Origin of the sequence: Massilia pinisoli, assembly GCF_024753285.1 — a bacterium.
Taxonomy (GTDB): domain Bacteria; phylum Pseudomonadota; class Gammaproteobacteria; order Burkholderiales; family Burkholderiaceae_D; genus Telluria; species Telluria pinisoli.
Map to the genome: position 1 here is coordinate 60,996 of NZ_JANUGW010000024.1, position 21,871 is coordinate 82,866.

A 21,871-nucleotide genomic window follows, 5' to 3' on the forward strand; every position below is an offset into this window, starting at 1 on the left:
GAAACATCGGATTGACATCGATGTCAATCAAAATGCTATCGATGTCATTTTTTGTCGACACGGCAAAAAAATCTGTCATAATGCGGTCCGCTCAAGTAATCTGATATCGCTACCTCTGCAATACCGAAACGAACGAACATGGCGCACGCGAAGAAACCCCTGGCCGGCGAATCGGCCGTGACGATGGAAGACCTGGCGAAGATCGCCGGCGTCTCCACAATCACGGTATCGCGCGCCCTGCGCGACAGTCCGCTCGTGACGGACAACACGCGGGAAAAGATCCGCAAGATCGCGCAGGAACAGGGCTACCGCTTCAACATCAGCGCGCGCAACCTGCGCATGCGCCGGTCGTATTCCGTCGCCGTCGTCGTCGAGATGACGCCCGTGAAGGGCCGGCCGATGTCCGACCCGTATCCGCTCGAACTCCTGGGCGGCATCACGCAGGAACTCACGACGGCCGGCTACAGCGTCGTGCTCACGTCGAAGCAGTTGCTCGACACGGCCCCGGTGCAGGGCGCCGACGGCCTGATCCTGCTGGGCCAGGGCTCGCATGGCGAAGCGGTGAAAGCCTTGCAGCAGACCACGTTGCCGCTCGTCGTGTGGGGCGCGCCGGAAGAGGGCGCGACGTACACGGTCGTCGGTTCCGACAACCGCAAGGGCGGTGCCAGCGTCGCCGAGCGCTTCCTGGAGCAGGGCCGGCGCAAGCTGATTTTTGTCGGCGACGTCGACCACGCCGAGGTGCAGGAACGGTGCGCCGGTTTCATCGACGCGCTGTCCGGCCGCGCCACCGTGCACATTCTGCGCCCGAAGGCGTTCACGTTCGAAGCGGGCTTCGACTGCGTGACGTCGCTGTTGAAAAAGAAGAGCGGCCACAGCATCGACGGCTTGTTCGCCGCCAGCGACCTGCTCGCGATGGGCGCGATCCGCGCGCTGACGGAAGCGGGGCTGCGCGTGCCCGACGACATCTCCGTGATCGGCTACGACGACACGCCCGGCGCCGCCAGCTTCGTGCCGCCGCTGACGAGCGTTCACCAATACCTGCGCGACGGCGGCGTGCTGCTCGCGAAAAAAATGCTGGCCATGATCGAAGGCCAGCCGGCGCAGTCCGAAATGCTGCCCACCACGCTGATCGTCCGCCACACCTGATCGCCCATTACCACCGATAACGCTTGAATCCGCGCCCCGCGCACGAACGAGGAAACCGAAGTGACAAATGACATCGATAACAATAGCGCGATCGCGGCCGAGCCCTGGCGCATCCGCGAGGACGCGCTGGAGCCTGCGCGCGCGTTCCTGCACGAGACCCTGTTCACGTTGGGGAATGGCTGGATCGGCATGCGCGGCACGCCGGACGAGGGGACCGTCGGCGCTGCGGGCCAGACACTGGAAGGCACGTACCTGAACGGCTTCCACGACACGGAATCGATCCGCTATCCCGAGAACGCATACGGCCTCGCGCGCGTGAACGAATTCATGCTGAACGTGCCGAACGCGAAGCGCGTGGCGGCCGTCGTCGATGGCGAACGCTTTGCACTGGACACCGGCCGCGTGCTCGCGTGGGAGCGCACGCTGGACTTCCGCACGGGCCTCCTCGTGCGCACGGTGGAGTGGGAGACCGCTACCTGCAAGCGCCTGCGCATCGCGAGCCGCCGCCTGGTATCCCTCACGCGCAAGCACGTGGCCGCGATCGAATACGCCGTCACGCCGCTGAATTTTTCGGGCGCGGTACGTATCGTTGCGGACGTCGATGCCGACGTGACGAACCTGCAGGCCGGCGACGATCCGCGCGTCGGGTCCGCGCTGACCGGGCCATCGTTGATCGACGTGGCGCGCGAGGTCGGCGCGCAGGACGTGCTGCTGTTGCAGAAGACGCGCCACAGCGGCTTCACATTGGCGACGGCCACGGCATCCGTGCCGTCCGCAGCAAGCGCCGTGCGCGTGGAACCGGTCGCACTGGGCCAGGCGTTCGAGGCCGACGTCGCGCAGGGCACCACGTTCACCGTGCACAAATACGTGGCGTACGCGAGCTCGCGCGACATGGGTGACGATGCCGTCGGCCCTCACGCGCGCGCCGAAGTGGCCGCCGCCCGCGATGCAGGCTTCGACGCGCTCGCAGCGGAGCAGGCCTCGTATCTCGCGCGCTTCTGGGACGAGGCGAACGTCGCCATCGCCGGCGACGACGCGCTGCAGCAGGGCGTGCGCTTCAATCAGTTCCACCTGCTGCAATCCGTCGGCCGCGACGGCAAGACGAATATCGCCGCGAAGGGCGTGACGGGCGAGGGCTATGAAGGCCACTATTTCTGGGACACGGAAATCTATGTGTTCCCGTTCTTCCTGTACTCGCGCCCCGAGATCGCGCGCGCGCTGCTGCAGTACCGCTACAACGGCTTGCCGAAGGCGCGCGAGCGGGCGCGCCAGATGGCGCACGACAAGGGCGCGCTCTACCCGTGGCGCACGATCGCGGGCGAGGAGTGCTCCGCCTACTTCCCGGCCGGCACGGCGCAATACCACATCAATGCGGACGTCGCGTACTCGATCCGCCTGTACCTGCTCGCGACGGGCGACTTCGACTTCATAGCGGAGCAGGGCGCCGAGATCGTGCTGGAGACGGCGCGCATCTGGACCGGGATCGGCAGCTACGATCGCAAGGGACGCTTCTGCATCAACGAGGTGACGGGCCCGGACGAATACACGGCCCTCGTCAACAACAACTATTACACGAACGCGATGGCGCGCATGCACATGACGTTCGCGGCCGACGTCGCCGAGCGCCTGCGCAGCGAGCGGCCCGCCGACTATGCGCGCGTCGCGCACGCCATCGGCCTGGACGACGCCGAGATCCGCGCGTGGCGCGCAGCGAGTGCCGCGATGTTCCTGCCGTACGACGACGATCTCGGCATCCACGAACAGGACGACAGCTTCCTGTCCAAGAAAGTGTGGGACTTCGCGAACACGCCGAAGGAGAACTATCCGCTGCTGCTCAACTACCACCCGCTCGTCATCTACCGCCACCAGGTATGCAAGCAGGCGGACGTCGTGCTGGCGCTGCTGCTGTTGTCGAAGGAATTCTCGCTGGACGACAAGCGCCGCGACTTCGATTTCTACGAACGCGTGACGACGCACGATTCCTCGCTGTCCTCGTGCATCTTCAGCATCGTCGCGAGCGAGATCGGCTATCGGGACAAGGCGTACAGCTACTTCATGGAGACGGCGCGCCTGGACCTCGACAACACGCACGCGAACACGCAATACGGCGTGCACACGGCCGCGATGGCCGGCACGTGGCTGGGCGTCGCCTACGGCTTCGCCGGCATGCGCCTCGACGAGGCCGGCCTGCGCTTCGCACCGACGTTGCCCGACCAGTGGACGGGCTACTGCTTCAAGGTCCAGGTGCGCGGCGCGCTGCTGGACGTCGCCATCGACGCCACCGGCACCGACTACCGCCTGCTGCGCGGCGACCAACTCAACTTCGCGCACACGGGCACGCCCGTCGCGCTGGACGCGCAGCGCGCGCACATCCGCATGGAGAACCCACAATGAGCACCCGATTCAAAGCGGTCATCTTCGACCTCGATGGCGTCATCACGGACACGGCGCACTATCACTACCTGGCGTGGAAGCGCCTGGCGGACAGCGTCGGCGCGCCGTTCGACGAAGCGTTCAACGAACAGCTGAAAGGCGTCGACCGCATGGGATCCCTGGAGCTGATCCTCGCGCGCGCGCCGCGCACGTACACGCCTGACGAAAAGCGTGCGCTGGCCGATGCGAAGAACGGCCACTATCAGGAGTTGATCGCGACGATGACGCCGAGCGACCTGCTGCCCGGCGCCGTGCGCGCGCTGGAAGAGGTACGCGCGGCGGGCCTGAAGATCGGCCTCGCGTCCGTGAGCCGCAACGCATTCACGGTGCTCGACCGCCTCGGTATCCGCGACCGCTTCGACGACGTCGTCGACGCTGCGACGGTCGTCAACGGCAAGCCAGACCCGGAGATTTTCCTGACGGCCGCCGCGCACCTGGGCGTCGAGCCGCGCGACTGCCTGGGCGTGGAAGATGCCGCCGCCGGCGTCGCGTCGATCAAGGACGCGGGCATGGTCGCCGTCGGCGTCGGCAGCCCGGACGTGCTGCACCGCGCCGACCGTGTGATACCGTCGATGGCGGCGTTCCGGCTGGCCGACTACTGATGCGTGCATGACAATAAAAAATACGGAGACAAACGTGAACCAACGACGCATCCTGCTCGCGCTCTTCCTCATCTACTTCGTGTTCGCCATCCTGCTCAACAGCGTGGGCACGGTGATCCTGCAGGTCATCCACAACTACGGCGTCGACAAGGGTTCGGCCAGCGTGCTGGAAGGGTTCAAGGATCTTCCGATCGCAATCGTGTCGTTCCTCGTCGCCTCCACGTTGCCGCGCTTCGGCTACAAGAAGGCGATGCTGCTGGCGCTCGCGATCGTCGCCGCCGCGACGCTGGCGATGCCGCTGATCCCGGCCTTCGCCACCGCGAAGCTGCTGTTCCTGTGCGTGGGCGTCGCGTTCGCGCTGGCGAAGGTGTCCGTGTATTCGACCATCGGCCTCGTCGCGCGCGACCGCAAGCAGCATGCCGGCATCACGAACCTGCTGGAAGGCTTCTTCATGGTCGGCGTGCTGTCGGCGTACTGGATCTTCGGCTTCTTCATCGATTCCGACCATCCGCAGTCGACCAGCTGGCTGAACGTGTATTGGGTGCTGTCCGGCCTGTGCGCGGCCACGTTCCTGCTGGTGCTGTCGACGTCCTTCGACGAACGTGGCGCCGCGGCGCCGCACAGCCGCGGCCCGGCCGCCGACTTCATCGAGATGCTGCGCCTGTTCGCGCGGCCGCTCGTGTGCGTGTTCGTGCTGACGGCCTTCCTGTACGTGCTCGTGGAGCAGGCCGTCGGCACGTGGCTTCCCACATTCAACAACGAGATCCTGAAGCTGCCCGCCGCGATGAGCGTGCAGGTGACAAGCATCTACGCGGGCTGCCTCGCGATCGGGCGATTGTCGGCCGGCGTCATCATGCGTCGCCTGAACTGGTATCCCGTGCTGACCGCGTGCATGGTGGGGATGGGCGCCACGGTGCTGCTGGCGCTGCCCCTCACGCACGGCATCGCACTCGATCCGCACGTGACGTGGGCGACGGCACCCGTGGCCGCGTTCCTGTTTCCGCTCATCGGCCTGTTCATGGCGCCGATCTACCCGGGCATCAATTCGGTGATGCTCAGTTCCCTGCCGCGCCACCAGCATGCGCCGATGACGGGACTGCTCGTGATCTTTTCGGCGCTCGGGGGCACGACGGGGTCGCTGATCACGGGCTATGTGTTCGGGCATGTCAACGGCCACTTCGCGTTCTACCTGACGCTCGTGCCGATCGTGCTGATGCTGGGCAGCCTGTACGCGTTCAAGCGGCAGGTGGACCGCAATCCCGCGGAAGTTCCGGTGGTCGCGTAGGGTGGACGGCTCGACCGTGCACGTTGATGCAACGCGGTGCGTGCGCCGTCCACGCGTCCGGCGAAGGTGCGAAAGCGGTGCGGCCAAATCACCCGTCGGTTGGACGCGTGGAGTCATTGAGTCCGGGGGACTCAATGACAAGCCGTCCACCCTACAAGTTCGGTGCCGTGCCCTGCGCCAGCAGCAGCGCGCGGAAATCGGCGGCCCGCATCGGCTTGCCGATCAGGTAGCCCTGCAAGACGTCGCATCCCGTCGAGCGGATCGCTTCCTTCTGCAGCTCCGTCTCGATGCCTTCGCAGATCACGTCCAGCTTGAGCGACTTGGCGAACGCGATCACGCCGTTGACGATGTCCAGGCAGCGCCGGTCGCGCTCGATCTCGCGCACGAACGAGCGGTCGATCTTGATCGCCGTGATCGGCAGCTGGCGCAGGTACGACAGGTTCGAGTAACCCGTGCCGAAGTCGTCGAGCGCGATGCGGAAGCCCACGTTGCGCAGTGAACGCAGGATGAGGGCCGCCTTGTCGATGTCCTGCATCAGCATGCTCTCGGTGACTTCGAGCTTGATGCACTCGGCGTCCAGGCCGTAGTGCGCGATGATGTTCTCGAGCAGAGGCGGCAGGTTTTCGTCCATCAGCTGGCGCGGCGAGACGTTGACGGCCATGCGCAGCCGGTAGCCCAGCAGCTCCCATTCGCGGGCCTGGCGGCACGCTTCCTCGCACACCCACGCGCCGACTTCCGTGATGGCGGGCGAGCCTTCCAGCATCGGCAGGAACAGGTCGGGCGCGAGCAGGCCGAGGCGTGGGTGTTCCCAGCGCAGCAGCGCTTCCGCGCCGACCACGACGCCGTCGCTGGCGTTGACCTGCGGCTGGTAGAACAGCACGAACTGGCGGCGCTCGAGGGCAGAGAACACGTCCTGGCGGAGCTCGAGGCGCTGCTTGAGCAGATGGCGCGCGGCCGTGGAAAACACGGCGAACGTGTGGCGGCCGTTGTCCTTGGCCTCGTACATGGCGGCGTCCGCGTTGTTGATTAGTTCGTCGGCCGAGTATTCGCGGCCGGTGCCGATGGCGATGCCGATGCTGCCGCCCACGGTCACGTGATGGCCGTCGACGGCGATGGGCAGCGCCAGCTGCTTCAGCACGTCCGCGGCGAGCGCCTTCGCCGCGTCGACGTCCTTGTCCTCGAGGATGAACACGAATTCGTCGCCGCTGATGCGCGCGACCGTGACGCCGCCGCCGCCGAGCGCGTCCAGGCGGCGGCCGATCTCGACCAGCGCGGTGTCGCCGGCGCGGTGGCCGTGCGCGTCGTTGACTTCCTTGAAGTGGTCGAGGTCGACGAACAGCACGCCCACCGGACAATTATCCTGGACCGAGCGCGCGAGCGCCTCGTCGAGCGCGCGCAGGCAGGACAGGCGGTTGTGCAATCCCGTCAGGCTGTCGTGCGTGGCCTGGTGCAGGAGCCGCGATTCCGCTTCCTTGCGTTCCGTGACGTCGGCAAAGAACACGGTCAGGCCTTCGCGCGACGGATAGGCGCGCACTTCGATCCAGATGCCCAGCGGTGCGTAATAGCTCTCGCAGGTGGCGAATTCCTCGTCTTCCATCGCGCGCTTGTACGTGTCGTAGAACGGGCCGCCCACGGCTTCCGGGAACTCGTCCCACATGATCTTGCCGATCAGGTCTTCCGGGCGGCGCGAGATCGCGGCGGCGCCGCGCGCGTTGATGTACGTGAAGCGCCACTCGCGGTCCACCGAGAAGCAGCCGTCGGCGACGCTTTCCAGCACGGTGCTCAGGCGTTCGCGTGCGTGCACGGCCGCGCATTGCGCCTCGACCACTTCCGTCACGTCCTGCAGGAAGGCGACGAAATGGGTCGGGGTCGTACCGGTTTCGCATACGGGAAACAGGTGCATGCGGCTCCAGAACAGGCTGCCGTCCTTGCGGTAATTGCGCAGCACGCCCGTGAAGATCCCGGCGGTTTCCACGGCGTGGCGGATGCGCGCGATCTCGGGCTGGTCGCGGTCGTCGCGCTGGAGGAAGCGGCAGTTGCGGCCCACCACCTCGCACAGCGCGTAGCCCGTCATTTTCTCGAAGGCGGGGTTGACGTAGGCGATCGGATTGTCCGGCAGGCTCGCATCGGAAATGATGATGCCCGTGTTGCTCGCCTCGATCAGGCGCTTGAAGAACGGCACCGGCAGCTGTTCGATTTTCTCGAGGAGGGACCGTACTTCTTCAGGAGAACAATTCTGCATGATCGTCTACCTTGGCGCTGGACGTTATCAGTGTAACGCCGCGCGCGTTCCGGATGCAGCACGAAAGGCGGACGGGCACGCTATCGGCTGCCGTCCCATGCATGCCGCATCAATCCACGCCCAGCGCGGCCATGCGTGCCCGCAGCGCGCGGCGGTCCGCATCGATCTGCGCGCCGTTCGTGCGGCTCGACAACGTCGCCTTGTCCTTGCGGCCGAGGAAGTAGGCGATGCGCTCCGCGTTCGCGCCGGACGGGTGCGGGACGCCGTGCAGGATGCGCTCGGGCGCGAGCATGCCGCGTCGCGCGAGCCAGTCGAGTGCGAGCCCGACCTTCGGCCCCAGCGGCACGTACACCGCGCCGGGCAGCGCGCTGGCTTCGGCTGCGAAATAGTCGAGCAGCTGGGCTTGCAGCAGCGGCGTCGTGAGCATGTTCGGCGACGCGCCGTTGTAGTTCTTGCCGGCGACAAAGATCGGGTGGCGCAGCACGGCCGTCACATGCATCAGGTGTGCATGTTCGCCGAACAGCGACGCGCAACTCGGGATGCCGAGCCAGCGCTGCAGGCCCACGTGGTCGAGCAGGGCGACGAGGTTCGGCCGGATGGCGCCGCTGAACGCACCCGTGTACTTGGCCGCACGCAGCACGTCGTCCTCCGGGGCGCCCAGCGCGAGCAGGCGGCGCGCCTCGCGCACGGCGTTCTTCCATTGCACGAAGCCGGGCGAGATGCCGACGAGCACCAGCCGCGCCGACCGGTTCACGTAGTCGAACGGGATGTAGTGCGCGCTGAGCGTGCCCGCCTGCGCCAGCAGGAAGCCGTCCGGAATCTGCTCGGGTGTCGCGATGGCGTCCGGGTCGGTTTCCAGGATGAGGTTGCGAAATGACGAAAATGAGGCGAGGGGCGGGGGCGTCATGGGGATGGCAAAAGTCGTTTTGGCCCATTATGCATTGCGAAAGCGTTGTCACATGCCGATGTGGCGCCGAATACATACCCAAAACGATATCGGAAGTGCGGAAAAATTGATTGGATCGTTCTCGGTGTTGCGCCTAACATTACCGATGAGCATGCCATCTGAACGCTTTTCATGGCTTTCAGAAACATAACAATACATACAGGAATTAAACCAGGGTGCTGCGCGGGATGATCCGGGTAGCACCCTCGTCGTTTGGAGGAGGTCCGCATGCAAAGCCAGAAATTATCGACCCTCGAAAAAGTGGGTTTCGGCGCCGGCGACATGGCGCTCAACGTGGTGATCTCGTCGATGATGCTGATCATCACGTTCTTCTACACGGACGTCTACGGACTCAAGACGACGGACCTGGCGTTGCTGTTCGTGCTCGTGAAGATCATCGGCGCCTGCTCCGACCTCGTCGTCGGTCAGATGACGGACACGTTCTTGTCGCGCTGGGGCCGCTACCGGCCGTATCTGCTGTTCCTCGCCATTCCCTACGGCTTGTCCGTGTTCGCCGTGTTCAGCACGCCGGCCTGGGGCTATGACGCCAAGCTCGTGTGGGCATATTCCACGTACATCGTGATGACCTTGATGACGTCGGGCGTGGGCGTGCCGTACATCTCGCTGATCAGCGGCCTGACGAGCGACCCGCAGGAGCGCCTGTCCGCGAACGGTTATCGGCTGTTCCTCGCGAAGGTCGGCGCGTTCATGGTGACGATCGTCGTGCCGATCCTCGCGCAGCGCTGGGGCAACGGCAACCAGGCCGCCGGCTACCAGGCGGCGATGGCACTGATGGCCTTGCTGGGCGTCGTGTTATTCCTGTTCGCGTTCTTCACGACGACGGAGCGCGTCGTGTACAAGACCAAACGCCAGCCGCTCATGGAGCAGATCGAGGTGCTGGCGCAGAACGACCAGTGGCTGATCCTGTGCGCCGTCTGCGTGACGGGCACCATCGGCTACGTGATCCGCGGCTCCGTCGCGATCTATTACGCGAAGTATTATCTGCATGGGGACACGGCGACGGTGTCCGCGTTCCTGTCGACCGGCGTCGCGGCCGCCATCATCGCGATGGTCGTGTCCACGTGGGTCACGAAGTTCTATTGCAAGGTCAAACTGTTCCGCTACACGCAGCTGGTGGTGGCCGTGCTGTCCGTGATGATTTATTTCCTGGTGAAACCGGGCGACACTGCGCTGGCGTTCGTGCTGTATTTCCTGCTGTCGCTCGTCGTCGACCTGCATGCGCCCGTGTTCTGGTCGGCCATCGCCGAGACCATCGACTATGGCCAGGTGAAGACGGGCAAGCGCGTGTCCGGTTTTGCATTTGGCGGCATCTCCGTCGCGCAAAAGGCCGGCATGGGGCTCGCGGGCGGCATGGTGGGCCTGCTGCTGAATTATTTCCAGTACCAGCCGAACCAGGAGCAGGGCGCGCTGGCGCTGCAAGGCATCGCGCTGATGCTGTCCGTGATTCCGGGCTTCTTCCATTTCCTGATGGGCGCGCTGATGTTCAAGTACCGCATCAGCGACGAGTATTACTCCACCGTCAAAGAGGAGCTGAGAGTCAGCGCGTAAAAACATGAATTCGATGGATATCACCATGCAAGACACCGTACTGACACCCCTGATCGAGCAACGCGCCGATCCGTACATCTACAAGCACACGGACGGCTATTATTATTTCACGGCCTCCGTCCCGCAATACGACCGCATCGAGCTGCGCCGCGCGAAGACGATCGCCGAGCTGGCGGCGGCGCCCACCGTCGACGCGTGGATCAAGCCGGACACGGGCCCGTACAGCGAACTGATCTGGGCACCGGAACTGCATTTCAACATGGGGGCGTGGTACGTGTACTTCGCCGCCGCGCCCAGCCGCGAGATCAAGTACAAGCTGTTCCAGCACCGCATGTACGCGATTCGCAATACCAATGCGAATCCGCTCGAAGGCACGTGGGAATTCATGGGCCAGGTCGATACGGGCATCGACACGTTCTGCCTCGACGCGACGACGTTCAACCACAACGGCGCGCTGTACTACCTGTGGGCGCAGAAGGACAACGCGATCGAAGGCAACTCGAACCTGTACATCGCGAAGATGAAGACGCCGTGGCAGATCGAGGGCGCGCCCGTGCTGCTGTCGAAGCCCGAATACGACTGGGAAATCCGCGGCTTCTGGGTCAACGAAGGCCCGTCCGTCCTGCGCCGCAACGGCAAGATCTTCATCTCGTATTCCGCCAGCGCCACCGACGAGAACTACGCGATGGGCCTCTTGTGGGCGGACGAGAATGCGGACCTGCTCGACCCGGTGTCATGGACAAAGTCGCGCGATCCCGTGTTCCGTACATGCTACGATCACGGCATCTACGGACCCGGCCACAACAGCTTCACCTATGCTGAAGATGGCGACACCGTCATGCTCGTGTACCACGCGCGCACCTATACCGAAATCGTCGGCGATCCGCTGTGGAACCCGGACCGCCATACCTTCGTCAAACCGCTGCGCTGGGACGAGAGCGGCATGCCGGTATTCGGGCGGCCTTCCACCCTCTGAGGACATAACAACGTGCAAAACGGAATCATCCACGCGCCGTTCGGGACCTTGCCCGACGGCAGGCAAGTCACCCAGTACACGCTGAAGAACAACAACGGCATGGTCGTGAAGATCCTCGATTTCGGCGGGATCATCACCGAGATCCACGTCCCGGACCGCGACGGCGTCTTCGCCGACGTGGCGCTCGGCTTCGACACGCTGGGCCCCTACGTCAAGGACAGCCCGTATTTCGGCGCGTTGATCGGCCGCTACGGCAACCGTATCGCCAAGGGCCGCTTCACCCTGGACGGCAAGGAAGTGCAACTGACGACCAACGACGGCAACAACCACCTGCACGGCGGCAACCCCGGCTACGACAAGGTGCTGTGGACGGCGGTCGTCGAGGGCGACAGCCTCGTGCTGCGCTACGACAGCCCGGACGGCGAGCAGGGCTACCCCGGCAACCTCGTCGCGACGGCCACGTACCTGCTGACGGATGCCAACGAGATCGTCGTGCGCTTCCACGCCGTCACCGACCAGCCGACGCCCGTGAACCTCACGCAGCACAGCTACTTCAACCTGTGCGGTGCGGGGCAGGGCGACATCCTTGGCCACGAGATGACGATCGACGCCGACAAGTTCGTGCCCATCGACGCGGAATCGATCCCGTTCGGCGAACTGGCCCCTGTGACGGGCACGCCGTTCGACTTCCGCAAGCCGCGCACGATCGGCGAACGCATCGGCCAGCCGGACAAGCAGCTACGCCACGGTACCGGCTATGACCATTGCTGGGTGCTGAACAAGAAGCTGGGCGAGCGCGGCCTGCAGCGGGCCGTGCACGTGGCCGATCCGGTCACGGGCCGCGTGCTGGAACTGTTTACGCAGGAACCGGGCGTCCAGTTCTACAGCGGTAACTTCCTCGACGGCTCTCTGCAAGGCAAGGGGCATCCGTGGACGTTCCGCAGCGGCTTCTGCATCGAGCCCGAGCACTTCCCCGATTCCCCGAACCAGCCGGCGTACCCGAACACGATCCTGCGTCCGGGCGACGTGTACGAAACGGAATCGCGCTTCCGCTTCTCGGTGGCGCCATAACATTGGTAGGGAAGGAGATCTGATTCTATGATGGAACTGGTGGTGGATGGCCGGCACGTGCTGGGCGAAGGCATCGTCTGGGACGACCGCGGCGGGTGCCTGTACTGGACCGACATAGAACGCAGCGAGCTGTGGTCGCACGCGCCCGCGACGGGCGCGCTGCAGCGCTGGCCGCTGCCCGAGCGCCTGTGCTCGATGGCCCTGACGACGGACGGCGGCCGCCTGCTGCTGGGCCTCGCGTCCGGCCTCGCGTTCTTCGACCTCGGGCGTGGCGACATCCAGCGCATCTGCGACGTCGAAGCCGACGTGCCCACCACTCGCCTGAACGACGGCCGCACCGACCGCCAGGGCCGCTTCGTGTTCGGCATGTTCAACCAGGCCGAGGACCCGAAGTTGCCGATCGGCGGCTTCTACCGCCTGAACCACGACCTCACCTTGGAACGCCTGCCGCTGGGCGGCGTCGCCATCGCCAACAGCATCTGCTTCAGCCCGGACGGCCGTACGATGTATTACGCCGACTCGGGCACGCGCGAGATCCGCTGCTGCGACTACGACCCCGAGACCGGCGCCATCGCCAACGTGCGGCAGTTCGCGCCGGCCGACGCCGCGCCCGGCGACCCGGACGGCTCGACGATCGACGCCGACGGTTGCCTGTGGAGCACGCGCTGGGGCGCCGGCCAGGTCGTGCGCTTCGCGCCGGACGGCACCGTCGACCGGGTGCTCACGTTGCCCGCGCCGCAGCCGACGTGTCCCGCGTTCGGCGGTCCCGGCCTGGATATTTTGTATGTTACTTCGGCAACAGTCGGGCTGCGCGCGGGCCAGCTGGCGGACGCCCCGAAGTCGGGTGGCGTGTTCGCACAACCCGTGAAAATCCGGGGTTTACCGGAGGTTCGCTTCGGCGGTTAGGGATGGTTGCGATAACATCGATGCCGATATCGATATCGATTGCTGTTAAAAATTGATTGGAAAGTTATCTGATCGGCCTTTAGACTTTCTCCATCGCTGAGCTGGACGACGCGCACATCGCTCAGAACTACAAAAACGACGGAGGAAGGAACCCATGTCCGAGACAAAGAAGAAGCCCACCCTGCGTTCCGCAGCGTGGTTCGGTACCCAGGACAAGAACGGCTTCATGTATCGGAGCTGGATGAAGAACCAGGGTATCCCCGATCACGAATTCCAGGGCAAGCCGATCATCGGTATCTGCAACACCTGGTCCGAACTCACGCCCTGTAACGCGCATTTCCGCAAGCTGGCCGAGCACGTCAAGCGCGGCATCCTGGAGGCGGGCGGCTTCCCCGTCGAATTCCCCGTGTTCTCGAACGGCGAGTCGAACCTGCGTCCGACCGCCATGCTGACCCGTAACCTGGCCAGCATGGACGTCGAAGAATCCATCCGCGGCAATCCGATGGACGGCGTCGTGCTGCTCGTCGGCTGCGACAAGACGACGCCCGCGCTGCTGATGGGTGCGGCCAGCGTCGACATTCCGGCCATCGTCGTGACGGGCGGCCCGATGCTGAACGGTAAGCTGAACGGCAAGGACATCGGTTCCGGTACCGCCGTCTGGCAGCTGCACGAACAGGCCAAGGGCGGCCAGATCTCGATGCACGACTTCCTCGCCGCCGAAGCCGGCCACTCGCGCTCGGCCGGTACCTGCAACACGATGGGTACGGCATCGACAATGGCCTGCATGGCGGAATCGCTGGGCGTCTCGCTGCCGCACAACGCCGCGATCCCCGCCGTCGACGCGCGCCGCTACGTGCTGGCCCACATGTCCGGCATCCGCATCGTCGAGATGGTCAACGAAGACCTCAAGCTGTCGAAGATCCTCAAGCGCGAGAACTTCGAGAACGCGATCCGCACGAACGCCGCGATCGGCGGTTCCACGAACGCCGTGATCCACCTGAAGGCCATCGCCGGCCGCATGGGCGTGCCGCTGGAGCTGGAAGACTGGACCGCGATCGGCAAGGGCACCCCGACCATCGTCGACCTGCTGCCGTCCGGCCGCTACCTGATGGAAGAGTTTTACTACGCCGGCGGCCTGCCGGGCGTGCTGCGCCGCCTGGGCGAAGCGAACCTGCTGCCGCACAAGGACGCGCTGACCGTCAACGGCAAGACGATCTGGGAAAACGTGCAGGACGCCCCGATCTACAACGATGAAGTGATCCGCAAGATCGACAACCCGCTGATCGACGACGGCGGCATCTGCATCCTGCGCGGCAACCTGGCGCCGCGCGGCGCCGTGCTGAAACCGTCGGCTGCGTCGCCGCACCTGATGAAGCACCGCGGCAAGGCCGTCGTGTTCGAGGACTTCGATCACTACAAGGAGCGCATCGTCGATCCGGACCTGGACGTCGATGAGAACTCGGTCCTCGTGATGAAGAACTGCGGCCCGAAAGGCTACCCGGGCATGGCCGAAGTGGGCAATATGGGCCTGCCGCCGAAGCTGCTGGCGAAGGGCATCACCGACATGGTCCGCATCTCGGACGCGCGCATGAGCGGCACCGCGTACGGCACCGTCGTGCTGCACGTGGCGCCCGAAGCGATGGCCGGCGGCCCGCTGGGCATCGTCAAGGACGGCGACTTCATCGAACTCGATTGCAAGAACGGCCGCCTGCACCTGGACGTGCCGGACGCAGAGATCCAGGCCCGCCTGGCGGACCGCGCCGAGAACCAGAAGGAAGCGCCACGCACCGGTTACGCGGGCCTGTACCTGGATCACGTGCTGCAGGCGGACGAGGGTTGCGATTTCGACTTCCTCGTCGGTTGCCGCGGTTCGGCCGTGCCCAAGCATTCTCACTAATCTGATGGACGTTGGACGCGTGGACAGCGGAGCTGTCCACCCTACGTAGGGTGGACGGGTTTCCCGTCCACGCGTCCAACTCACATGTGAACGAACGGACAATCACTATGCTGCTCATCCAATACAAAACCGCCGCCGGCGACCGCCGCGTCGGCATCCTGAACGGCGACACCGTCACCGCCATCACGGGCTACGCCACCACCTTGGAACTGGCCAACGCCGCCATCGCGCAAGGCAAGGGTCTCGCCGCGCTGGCCGATGCCGCCGCCAACGGCGACAAAGAATCCTACGAAGCGATCGCGCAAGCAGGCCGCGTCCTGCCCCCGATCGACCACCCGGACGCCGCACATACCTATGTCACGGGCACGGGCCTCACGCACCTGGGCAGCGCCGACACGCGCGACGCCATGCACAAGAAGATCGGCGGCGACGTCGAGACCCTGTCGGACTCCATGAAGATGTTCCGCATGGGCGTCGAAGGCGGCAAGCCGGAAGCGGGCAAGGCCGGCGTGCAGCCGGAATGGTTTTATAAAGGCGACGGCTCGATCGTGCGCGCCGGCGGCCAGGACATGGAGATGCCGGACTTCTCGCTGGACGGCGGCGAGGAACCGGAGATCGCCGGCCTGTACGTGATCGGCGCCGACGGCCAGCCGTACCGCGTCGGTTTCGCGCTCGGCAACGAGTTCTCCGACCACGTCACGGAACGCCAGAACTACCTGTACCTCGCCCACTCGAAGCTGCGCAACTGCGGCGTCGGCCCGGCGCTGCTCGTCGGCGAACTGCCGGCCCACGTGCAGGGCGTCTCGCGCATCCGCGCGGCGGATGGTTCCGTGCGTTGGGAGAAGGCGTTCGTGTCCGGCGAACAGAACATGTCGCACACCATCGGCAACCTGGAATACCACCACTTCAAATACGGCTTGTTCAACCGCCCGGGCGACGTGCACATCCACTTCTTCGGCACCGCCACCCTGAGCTTCGCCGACAACATCAGCGTGCAGGCCGGGGAGACGTTCGAAGTCGAGTCGCCGCAATTCGGCCCCGCCCTGCGCAACAAGCTGGCTGTCCATCCTACTCAATTCGCGAAAGTGAAGACCTTATGACCATTGCACAAATTACCGGCGAAGCCCTCATCGGCGGCGTCGCCCAGCGCGGCGCCGGCAACTCGTTCAAGGCGTGGAACCCCGCCAAGCGCGAGCACATGGAACCCGCGTTCCACATGGTCGACGTGAACCAGATCGACCAGGCGTGCAGCCTGGCCGGCAAGGCGTTCGACGTCTTCCGCAACACGACCGATGAAGAGCGCGCCGTGTTCCTCGACACCGTCGCCGAGCAGATCATGGCCCTGGGCGATGCGCTCGTCGAGCGCGCGATGGCGGAAACCGGCCTGCCGCGCGGCCGCATCGAGGGCGAGCGTGGCCGCACGTGCAACCAGCTGAAACTGTTCGGCAGCCTGCTGCGCGAAGGGTCGTGGCAGGATCCGCGCATCGATCCGGCCCTGCCGCAGCGCACGCCGCCGCGTCCGGACCTGCGCAGCCGCCTGATCGGCGTGGGCCCCGTCGCCGTGTTCGCCGCATCGAACTTCCCGCTCGCGTTCTCCGTCGCCGGCGGCGACACCGCGTCCGCGTTCGCGGCCGGCTGCCCCGTCGTGCTGAAGGCCCACTCGGCCCACCCGGGCACGTCGGAACTGGTGGCGCGCGCCATCGTGAAAGCCGTCGAACTGTGCGGCCTGCCGGCCGGCACGTTCGCACTGCTGACCGGCACGGGCAACGGCATCGGCCAGGCGCTCGTCGCGCATCCGGCCATCCAGGCCGTCGGCTTCACCGGTTCGCGTTCGGGCGGCACCGCGCTGATGGCCGTCGCCGCCGGCCGCCAGCAGCCGATCCCGGTCTACGCCGAGATGAGCAGCATTAACCCGGTGTTCCTGCTGCCGCAGGCGCTGGAACAGCACGCCGAGCGCATCGGCCGCGAATTCGCCGCGTCGCTGACGTTGGGTGTCGGCCAGTTCTGCACCAACCCCGGCCTCGTGCTGGCGATCGACGGTCCGGGCCTGTCCACGTTCTGCGCTGCCGCGACGGCCGCGCTGAACGACACGCAGCCTGCGACGATGCTGTCGGCCGGTATCGCATCGAGCTTCCGCCGCGGCGTCGCCGCGCTGGGCAGCAACGAAGCCGTGACCACGCTGCTGCGCCTCGACCATGAAGACAACCAGGGCCACGCCGCGCTGTTCCGCGTGGAAGCCGCCGACTTCCTGTCCCGCAAGGAGCTGCATGAAGAAGTGTTCGGCCCGGCCTCGCTGCTGGTCGTGTGCAAGGACGTCGAGCAGATGCGCGCCATCGTCGAGCACCTGGAAGGCCAGCTGACGGCCGCCATCCACCTGGAAGAAGGCGACATCGCGGCGGCGCAGGTCCTGATGCCGACGCTGGAGCGCAAGGTCGGCCGCATCCTGGCCAACGGCTTCGGCACCGGCGTGGAAGTGGCGCACGCGATGGTGCACGGCGGTCCGTTCCCGGCGACGGCCGACGGCCGCAGCACGTCGGTGGGCACGGGCGCGATCTTCCGCTTCCTGCGCCCGGTGGCGTACCAGAACCTGCCGCAGGCGCTGCTGCCGGCCGTGCTGCGCGACGAGAACCCGCGCGGCATCTGGCGCCGTCGCGACGGTGCGCTGGGCAAGGACTGACAGCCTGTCGCGGTAGCCGGTACGCAAACGTTCGGTGGGCACGGGGTGCCCACCAGACGCAAAAGTAAGACCCGGCGCCCGGCTTTTCGTGGCGCCGCTTAGAATAAGATTATCGGATGGAGACGACGATGGGTACTTTAGCCAAGTACGGCAGCCTTGAAGGCAAGCGGGTGTTCGTGACGGGTGGCGGCAGCGGGATCGGCGAAGCGATCGTCGAGGCGCTGGTGGAGCAGGGCGCGCTGGTGGGCTTTGTCGATATCATGCGCGACGCGAGCGAAGCCCTCGTCGCGCGGCTCGCTGCCGCAGGTCACACGGCACCGATGTACCGCTACTGCGACATCACCGACATCGCGAGCCTGCAGGCCGTGATGGTCGAGATGGCCGCCAAGCTGGGCGACTTCGACGTCGTCGTCAACAACGCCGCCAACGACCAGCGCCACCAGATCGGCGACGTCTCGGTCGAGTACTGGGACGAGCGCATCGCCATCAACCAGCGCCCGATGTTCTTCACCGTGCAGGCCGCGCTGGAAGGCATGAAGCGGCGCGGCGGCGGCTCCGTCATCAATTTCAGCTCGATGTCGTGGCATGCCAAGAACCCGAACTACCCGATCTACGCGACCACAAAGGCGTCCGTCATCGGCCTCACGCGCTGCCTCGCGCGCGACCTCGGTAAATTCAACATCCGCGTCAACACCGTGACGCCGGGCTGGGTGATGACCCAGCGCCAGATCGACCTGTGGCTGGACGAGGCGGGCGAGGCCGAGATCGCGCGCTCGCAATGCCTGCCGGGCAAGCTCATGCCCGAGGATATCGCCGCGATGGTGCTGTTCCTGTCCGCCGACGACAGCAAGATGTGCACGGGCCAGGAATTCATCGTCGACGCCGGCTGGGTGTGACGGGACATTCCTCGCGCCGTTGATGGCGCCGCAACGCCGGCGCCATCGTCGTTTTACCAGCACGACCAGACTACGAGGGAGCGCGGCGGCGTCGTCGCGCCCCGCACCGCCAACACTCACCGACCAAATAACAAGGGAGACATCATGAAGCCATTCCAACCCACCGTCCTCGCCCTCGGCCTCGCCGCGGCGTTCTGCGCCAACGCCGCGTTCGCGCAGGTGAACGTCACCGTCGACACGACGAAGCCGGGTGCGACGATCGACAAGGACGTCTACGGCCAGTTCGCCGAACACCTCGGCACCGGCATCTACGGCGGCCTGTGGGTCGGTCCGGATTCGAAGATCCCGAATACGCGCGGCTGGCGCAACGACGTCGTCGGCGCGCTGAAGGCCATGCACGTGCCGCTCGTGCGCTGGCCGGGCGGCTGCTTCGCCGACGAATACCACTGGCGCGAAGGCATCGGCCCGCGCAGCAAGCGTCCGGTGAAGGTCAACACGAACTGGGGCGGCGTGCCGGAATCGAACGCCGTGGGCACGCACGAATTCTTCGACCTCGTCGAACAGCTGGGCGCCGACGCCTACGTCAACGGCAACCTGGGCACCGGCACCGCGCAGGAAGCGGCGGAGTGGATCGAATACATGACGTCGGAAGGCAAGTCGACGCTGGCCGAGCAGCGCGCGAAGAACGGCCACCCGGCGCCGTTCAAGGTCGCGTATTTCGCGGTCGGTAACGAGTCGTGGGGCTGCGGCGGCAACATGCGGCCCGAGTACTACGCCGACCTGTACCGCCAGTGGAACACGTTCCTGAAGGCGCCGCACAATCTGCGTCCGAAGATGATCGCCAGCGGCGGCACCGGTGACGACACCGCCTGGACCGACGTGCTGTCGCGCGACCTGAAGGGCCGCACGGACGGCATCAGCTTCCACTACTACACGCTGCCGACGGGGAACTGGGAGAAGAAGGGCGCCGCGACGGGCTTCCCGGAATCGGAATGGTTCTCGACGATGAGCCAGACGCTGCGCATGGAAGACTTCGTCCGCAAGAACGTCGCCATCCTCGACAAGAACGACCCGGAGAAGAAGATCGGCTTCGACGTGGACGAGTGGGGCACCTGGTACGACGTGGAGAAGGGCACGAACCCGGGCTTCCTGTTCCAGCGTAATACGATCCGCGACGCCGTCGTGGCGGCCCTGAACTTCAACATCTTCCATGCCCACGCCGACCGCGTGCGCATGACGAACATCGCGCAGATGGTCAACGTGCTGCAGGCGATGATCATCACCGACAACGACAAGATGCTGCTGACGCCGACGTACTACGCCTTCAAGATGTACGTGCCGTTCCAGGGCGCGACGTCGCTGCCGGTCGCGCTGTCGAACAACACGACCTACGCCGAGAACGGCCAGGGCGTACCGGGCATCAGCGCATCGGCCGCCAAGGGCAAGGACGGCAAGACCTACGTGGCCCTCGTCAACACGAACCCGCACGACGCCACCGACGTCGTGCTGAACGTCGCCGGCCAGAACGTCGGCGCCGTGCGCGGCCAGCTGTTGACGGCCGACGCGATGGACGCTCACAACACGTTCGAGCACAAGGACGCCGTCAAGCCCGTGCCGTTCAGCGCCAACGCGAACGGCGGCAAGCTGACGATCAAGGTGCCGGCCAAGTCGGTGCTCGTCGTCGCCGTCGAGGGCTGATCATGGCGCGCGCTGCGGCACCGCGTGCGTTGATGGCTGCGGTCGCCGCGGCCTGTGTCCTCGCCGGTTGCGGCGGAGGCGGGGGCGGCGGCGCGTCCGCGCCTGCCACCTCCACGCCAGTGGTCAACACACCCGTGCAGACGGCGGCGGTCACGTTCGCGAACGTCTCCGTGCACGACCCAGCCGTGCTGAAGGTCGGCGACACGTGGTATGCGTTCGGTTCGCACCTGGCCGCCGCGAAGTCGACGGACTTGATGAACTGGACGAAGATCGCGGACGGCGTCACCGACGCCAACCCGTTGTTCACGAAAGTGACGACGGCGCTGGCCGACACGTTCGCGTGGGCGCAGGTCACGGACCTGTGGGCGCCGGACGTGATCCAGCTGGACGACGGCAAGTTCTACATGTACTACGACGCCTGCAAGGGCGATTCGCCGCGCTCCGCCCTGGGCGTGGCCGTCGCCGACAAGGTCGAAGGACCGTACGTCAACAAGGGCGTGTTCCTGAAATCGGGCATGTGGAACGAGGCCAGTCCCGACGGCACGATCTACGACGCGCTGAAGCATCCGAACACGGTCGACCCGAACACGTTCCGCGACGCGGCGGGCAAGCTGTGGATGATCTACGGTTCGTACTCCGGCGGCATCTTCATCATGGCGATGGACCCGGCCACGGGCATGCCCGTCGCGGGCCAGGGCTACGGCAAGCACCTCATGGGCGGCAACCATGCGCGCATCGAGGGCGCGTACGTGATGTACAGCCCGGCGACGAAGTACTACTACCTGTTCACGTCGTTCGGCGGGCTCGATGCGGCGGGAGGCTACAACCTGCGCGTGGCGCGTTCGACGAATCCGGACGGGCCGTACCTCGACGCATCCGGCAAGGACATGGCGGACGTGAAGGCCGATCCGACCAAGCCGCTGTTCGACGACGCGAGCATCGCGCCGTACGGCCAGAAGCTCGTGGGCAGCCACCAGTTCGCGCTGGCGAGCGGCGAGACGGGCGCGCAGCTGGGCTACGTGTCGCCGGGCCACAACTCGGCGCGCTACGAAGCGGCGACGAACCAGTACTTCCTGATCTTCCACACCCGCTTCCCGGGCCAGGGCGAATACCACGAAGTGCGCGTGCACGAGATGTTCATCAACGACGACGGCTGGCCGGTGGCGGCGCCGCTGCGCTATGTGCCGCTGTCGAAGAGCGCGACGACGATCTCGCCGACCGTCACGAGCGCCGACACGGCGGGCGCGTACAAGATGGTCAACCACGGCAAGGACATCTCGGCCATGGTGAAGCCGTCCGTCGCGATCCGCCTGGATGGCACCGGCACGGTGAGCGGTGGAGCGAGCGGCACCTGGACGCACAAGGGCAACAACGATGTGTCCATCGTGATCGACGGCGTCACCTACAGCGGCGTGCTGTCGCGCCAGTGGAACCCGAACGCGAACGCCTTCGCAGTGACGTTCACGGCGCAGTCGAAGACCGGCGTGTCCCTGTGGGGCATCCGCACGGGCCCGTGATCGAAAGGAT

At 65.7% G+C, this 21,871-nt stretch carries 16 protein-coding genes; 14 read left to right on the top strand and 2 right to left on the bottom strand.

What is annotated here, in order from left to right; genetic code table 11:
* Positions 1-138: 138 nt before the first annotated feature.
* From NX784_RS24385 to NX784_RS24400, 4 genes are read left to right on the top strand one after another with little or no spacing between them, the layout of a single operon-like run.
* Entirely contained in the window at positions 139-1,146 is a 1,008-nt protein-coding gene (locus tag NX784_RS24385) for a LacI family DNA-binding transcriptional regulator (protein ID WP_258819275.1), read from the top strand.
* A gap of 60 nt (positions 1,147-1,206) precedes the next feature.
* Positions 1,207-3,540 carry a glycoside hydrolase family 65 protein gene (locus NX784_RS24390; RefSeq protein WP_258819276.1) on the top strand — a complete coding sequence of 778 codons (2,334 nt, stop codon included), beginning with the start codon at positions 1,207-1,209 and terminating at the stop codon, positions 3,538-3,540.
* Positions 3,537-4,181 carry a beta-phosphoglucomutase gene (gene pgmB / locus NX784_RS24395; RefSeq protein ID WP_258819277.1) on the top strand — a complete coding sequence of 215 codons (645 nt, stop codon included), beginning with the start codon at positions 3,537-3,539 and terminating at the stop codon, positions 4,179-4,181. The genes NX784_RS24390 and pgmB overlap by 4 nt, the downstream gene beginning before the upstream one ends.
* A gap of 34 nt (positions 4,182-4,215) precedes the next feature.
* Complete coding sequence (locus NX784_RS24400) at positions 4,216-5,466, top strand: MFS transporter (RefSeq protein ID WP_258819278.1); 1,251 nt, start codon at positions 4,216-4,218, stop codon at positions 5,464-5,466.
* A gap of 151 nt (positions 5,467-5,617) precedes the next feature.
* Here the strand turns inward: NX784_RS24400 and NX784_RS24405 are convergent, their stop codons facing one another.
* Together NX784_RS24405 and NX784_RS24410 are read right to left on the bottom strand one after the other, a co-directional pair.
* Complete coding sequence (locus tag NX784_RS24405) at positions 5,618-7,708, bottom strand: sensor domain-containing protein (protein ID WP_258819279.1); 2,091 nt, start codon at positions 7,706-7,708, stop codon at positions 5,618-5,620.
* 109 nt (positions 7,709-7,817) lie between these two features.
* A complete protein-coding gene (locus NX784_RS24410) occupies positions 7,818-8,615 on the bottom strand; it encodes a hypothetical protein (RefSeq protein WP_258819280.1) in 798 nt (265 codons plus the stop codon).
* A 267-nt stretch (positions 8,616-8,882) separates the two neighbouring features.
* On the opposite strand from NX784_RS24410, the gene NX784_RS24415 reads away from it, so the two are divergent.
* The 10 genes from NX784_RS24415 to NX784_RS24460 all read left to right on the top strand — a co-directional run bounded on the left by NX784_RS24415 (position 8,883) and on the right by NX784_RS24460 (position 21,861).
* Positions 8,883-10,223 (top strand): MFS transporter, encoded by a 1,341-nt coding sequence (locus NX784_RS24415; RefSeq protein ID WP_258819281.1) that lies wholly within the window; start codon positions 8,883-8,885, stop codon positions 10,221-10,223.
* 25 nt (positions 10,224-10,248) lie between these two features.
* On the top strand, positions 10,249-11,199 hold the full coding sequence (locus tag NX784_RS24420) for a glycoside hydrolase family 43 protein (protein WP_258819282.1): 951 nt from the start codon (positions 10,249-10,251) through the stop codon (positions 11,197-11,199).
* 12 nt (positions 11,200-11,211) lie between these two features.
* On the top strand, positions 11,212-12,270 hold the full coding sequence (locus NX784_RS24425; protein ID WP_258819283.1) for an aldose epimerase family protein: 1,059 nt from the start codon (positions 11,212-11,214) through the stop codon (positions 12,268-12,270).
* Between the two features lie 27 nt (positions 12,271-12,297).
* Positions 12,298-13,176, top strand: coding sequence for an SMP-30/gluconolactonase/LRE family protein (locus NX784_RS24430; protein WP_258819284.1), 879 nt, complete (start codon positions 12,298-12,300; stop codon positions 13,174-13,176).
* A gap of 154 nt (positions 13,177-13,330) precedes the next feature.
* On the top strand, positions 13,331-15,073 hold the full coding sequence (locus NX784_RS24435; RefSeq protein WP_258819285.1) for an IlvD/Edd family dehydratase: 1,743 nt from the start codon (positions 13,331-13,333) through the stop codon (positions 15,071-15,073).
* Between the two features lie 107 nt (positions 15,074-15,180).
* The gene (gene araD1, locus NX784_RS24440; protein WP_258819286.1) at positions 15,181-16,173 is read left to right on the top strand and encodes an AraD1 family protein; all 993 of its coding nucleotides are present in this window, start codon (positions 15,181-15,183) and stop codon (positions 16,171-16,173) included.
* Positions 16,170-17,750: an aldehyde dehydrogenase (NADP(+)) gene (locus NX784_RS24445; RefSeq protein WP_258819287.1), complete on the top strand. Its 1,581-nt coding sequence runs from the start codon at positions 16,170-16,172 to the stop codon at positions 17,748-17,750. The genes araD1 and NX784_RS24445 overlap by 4 nt, the downstream gene beginning before the upstream one ends.
* Before the next feature lie 128 nt (positions 17,751-17,878).
* Positions 17,879-18,646: an SDR family NAD(P)-dependent oxidoreductase gene (locus NX784_RS24450; RefSeq protein ID WP_258819288.1), complete on the top strand. Its 768-nt coding sequence runs from the start codon at positions 17,879-17,881 to the stop codon at positions 18,644-18,646.
* 144 nt (positions 18,647-18,790) lie between these two features.
* Positions 18,791-20,344, top strand: a complete 1,554-nt coding sequence (locus NX784_RS24455) for an alpha-N-arabinofuranosidase (protein WP_258819289.1) — start codon at positions 18,791-18,793, stop codon at positions 20,342-20,344.
* A gap of 2 nt (positions 20,345-20,346) precedes the next feature.
* Complete coding sequence (locus NX784_RS24460; RefSeq protein WP_258819290.1) at positions 20,347-21,861, top strand: glycoside hydrolase family 43 protein; 1,515 nt, start codon at positions 20,347-20,349, stop codon at positions 21,859-21,861.
* Positions 21,862-21,871 lie beyond the last annotated feature (10 nt).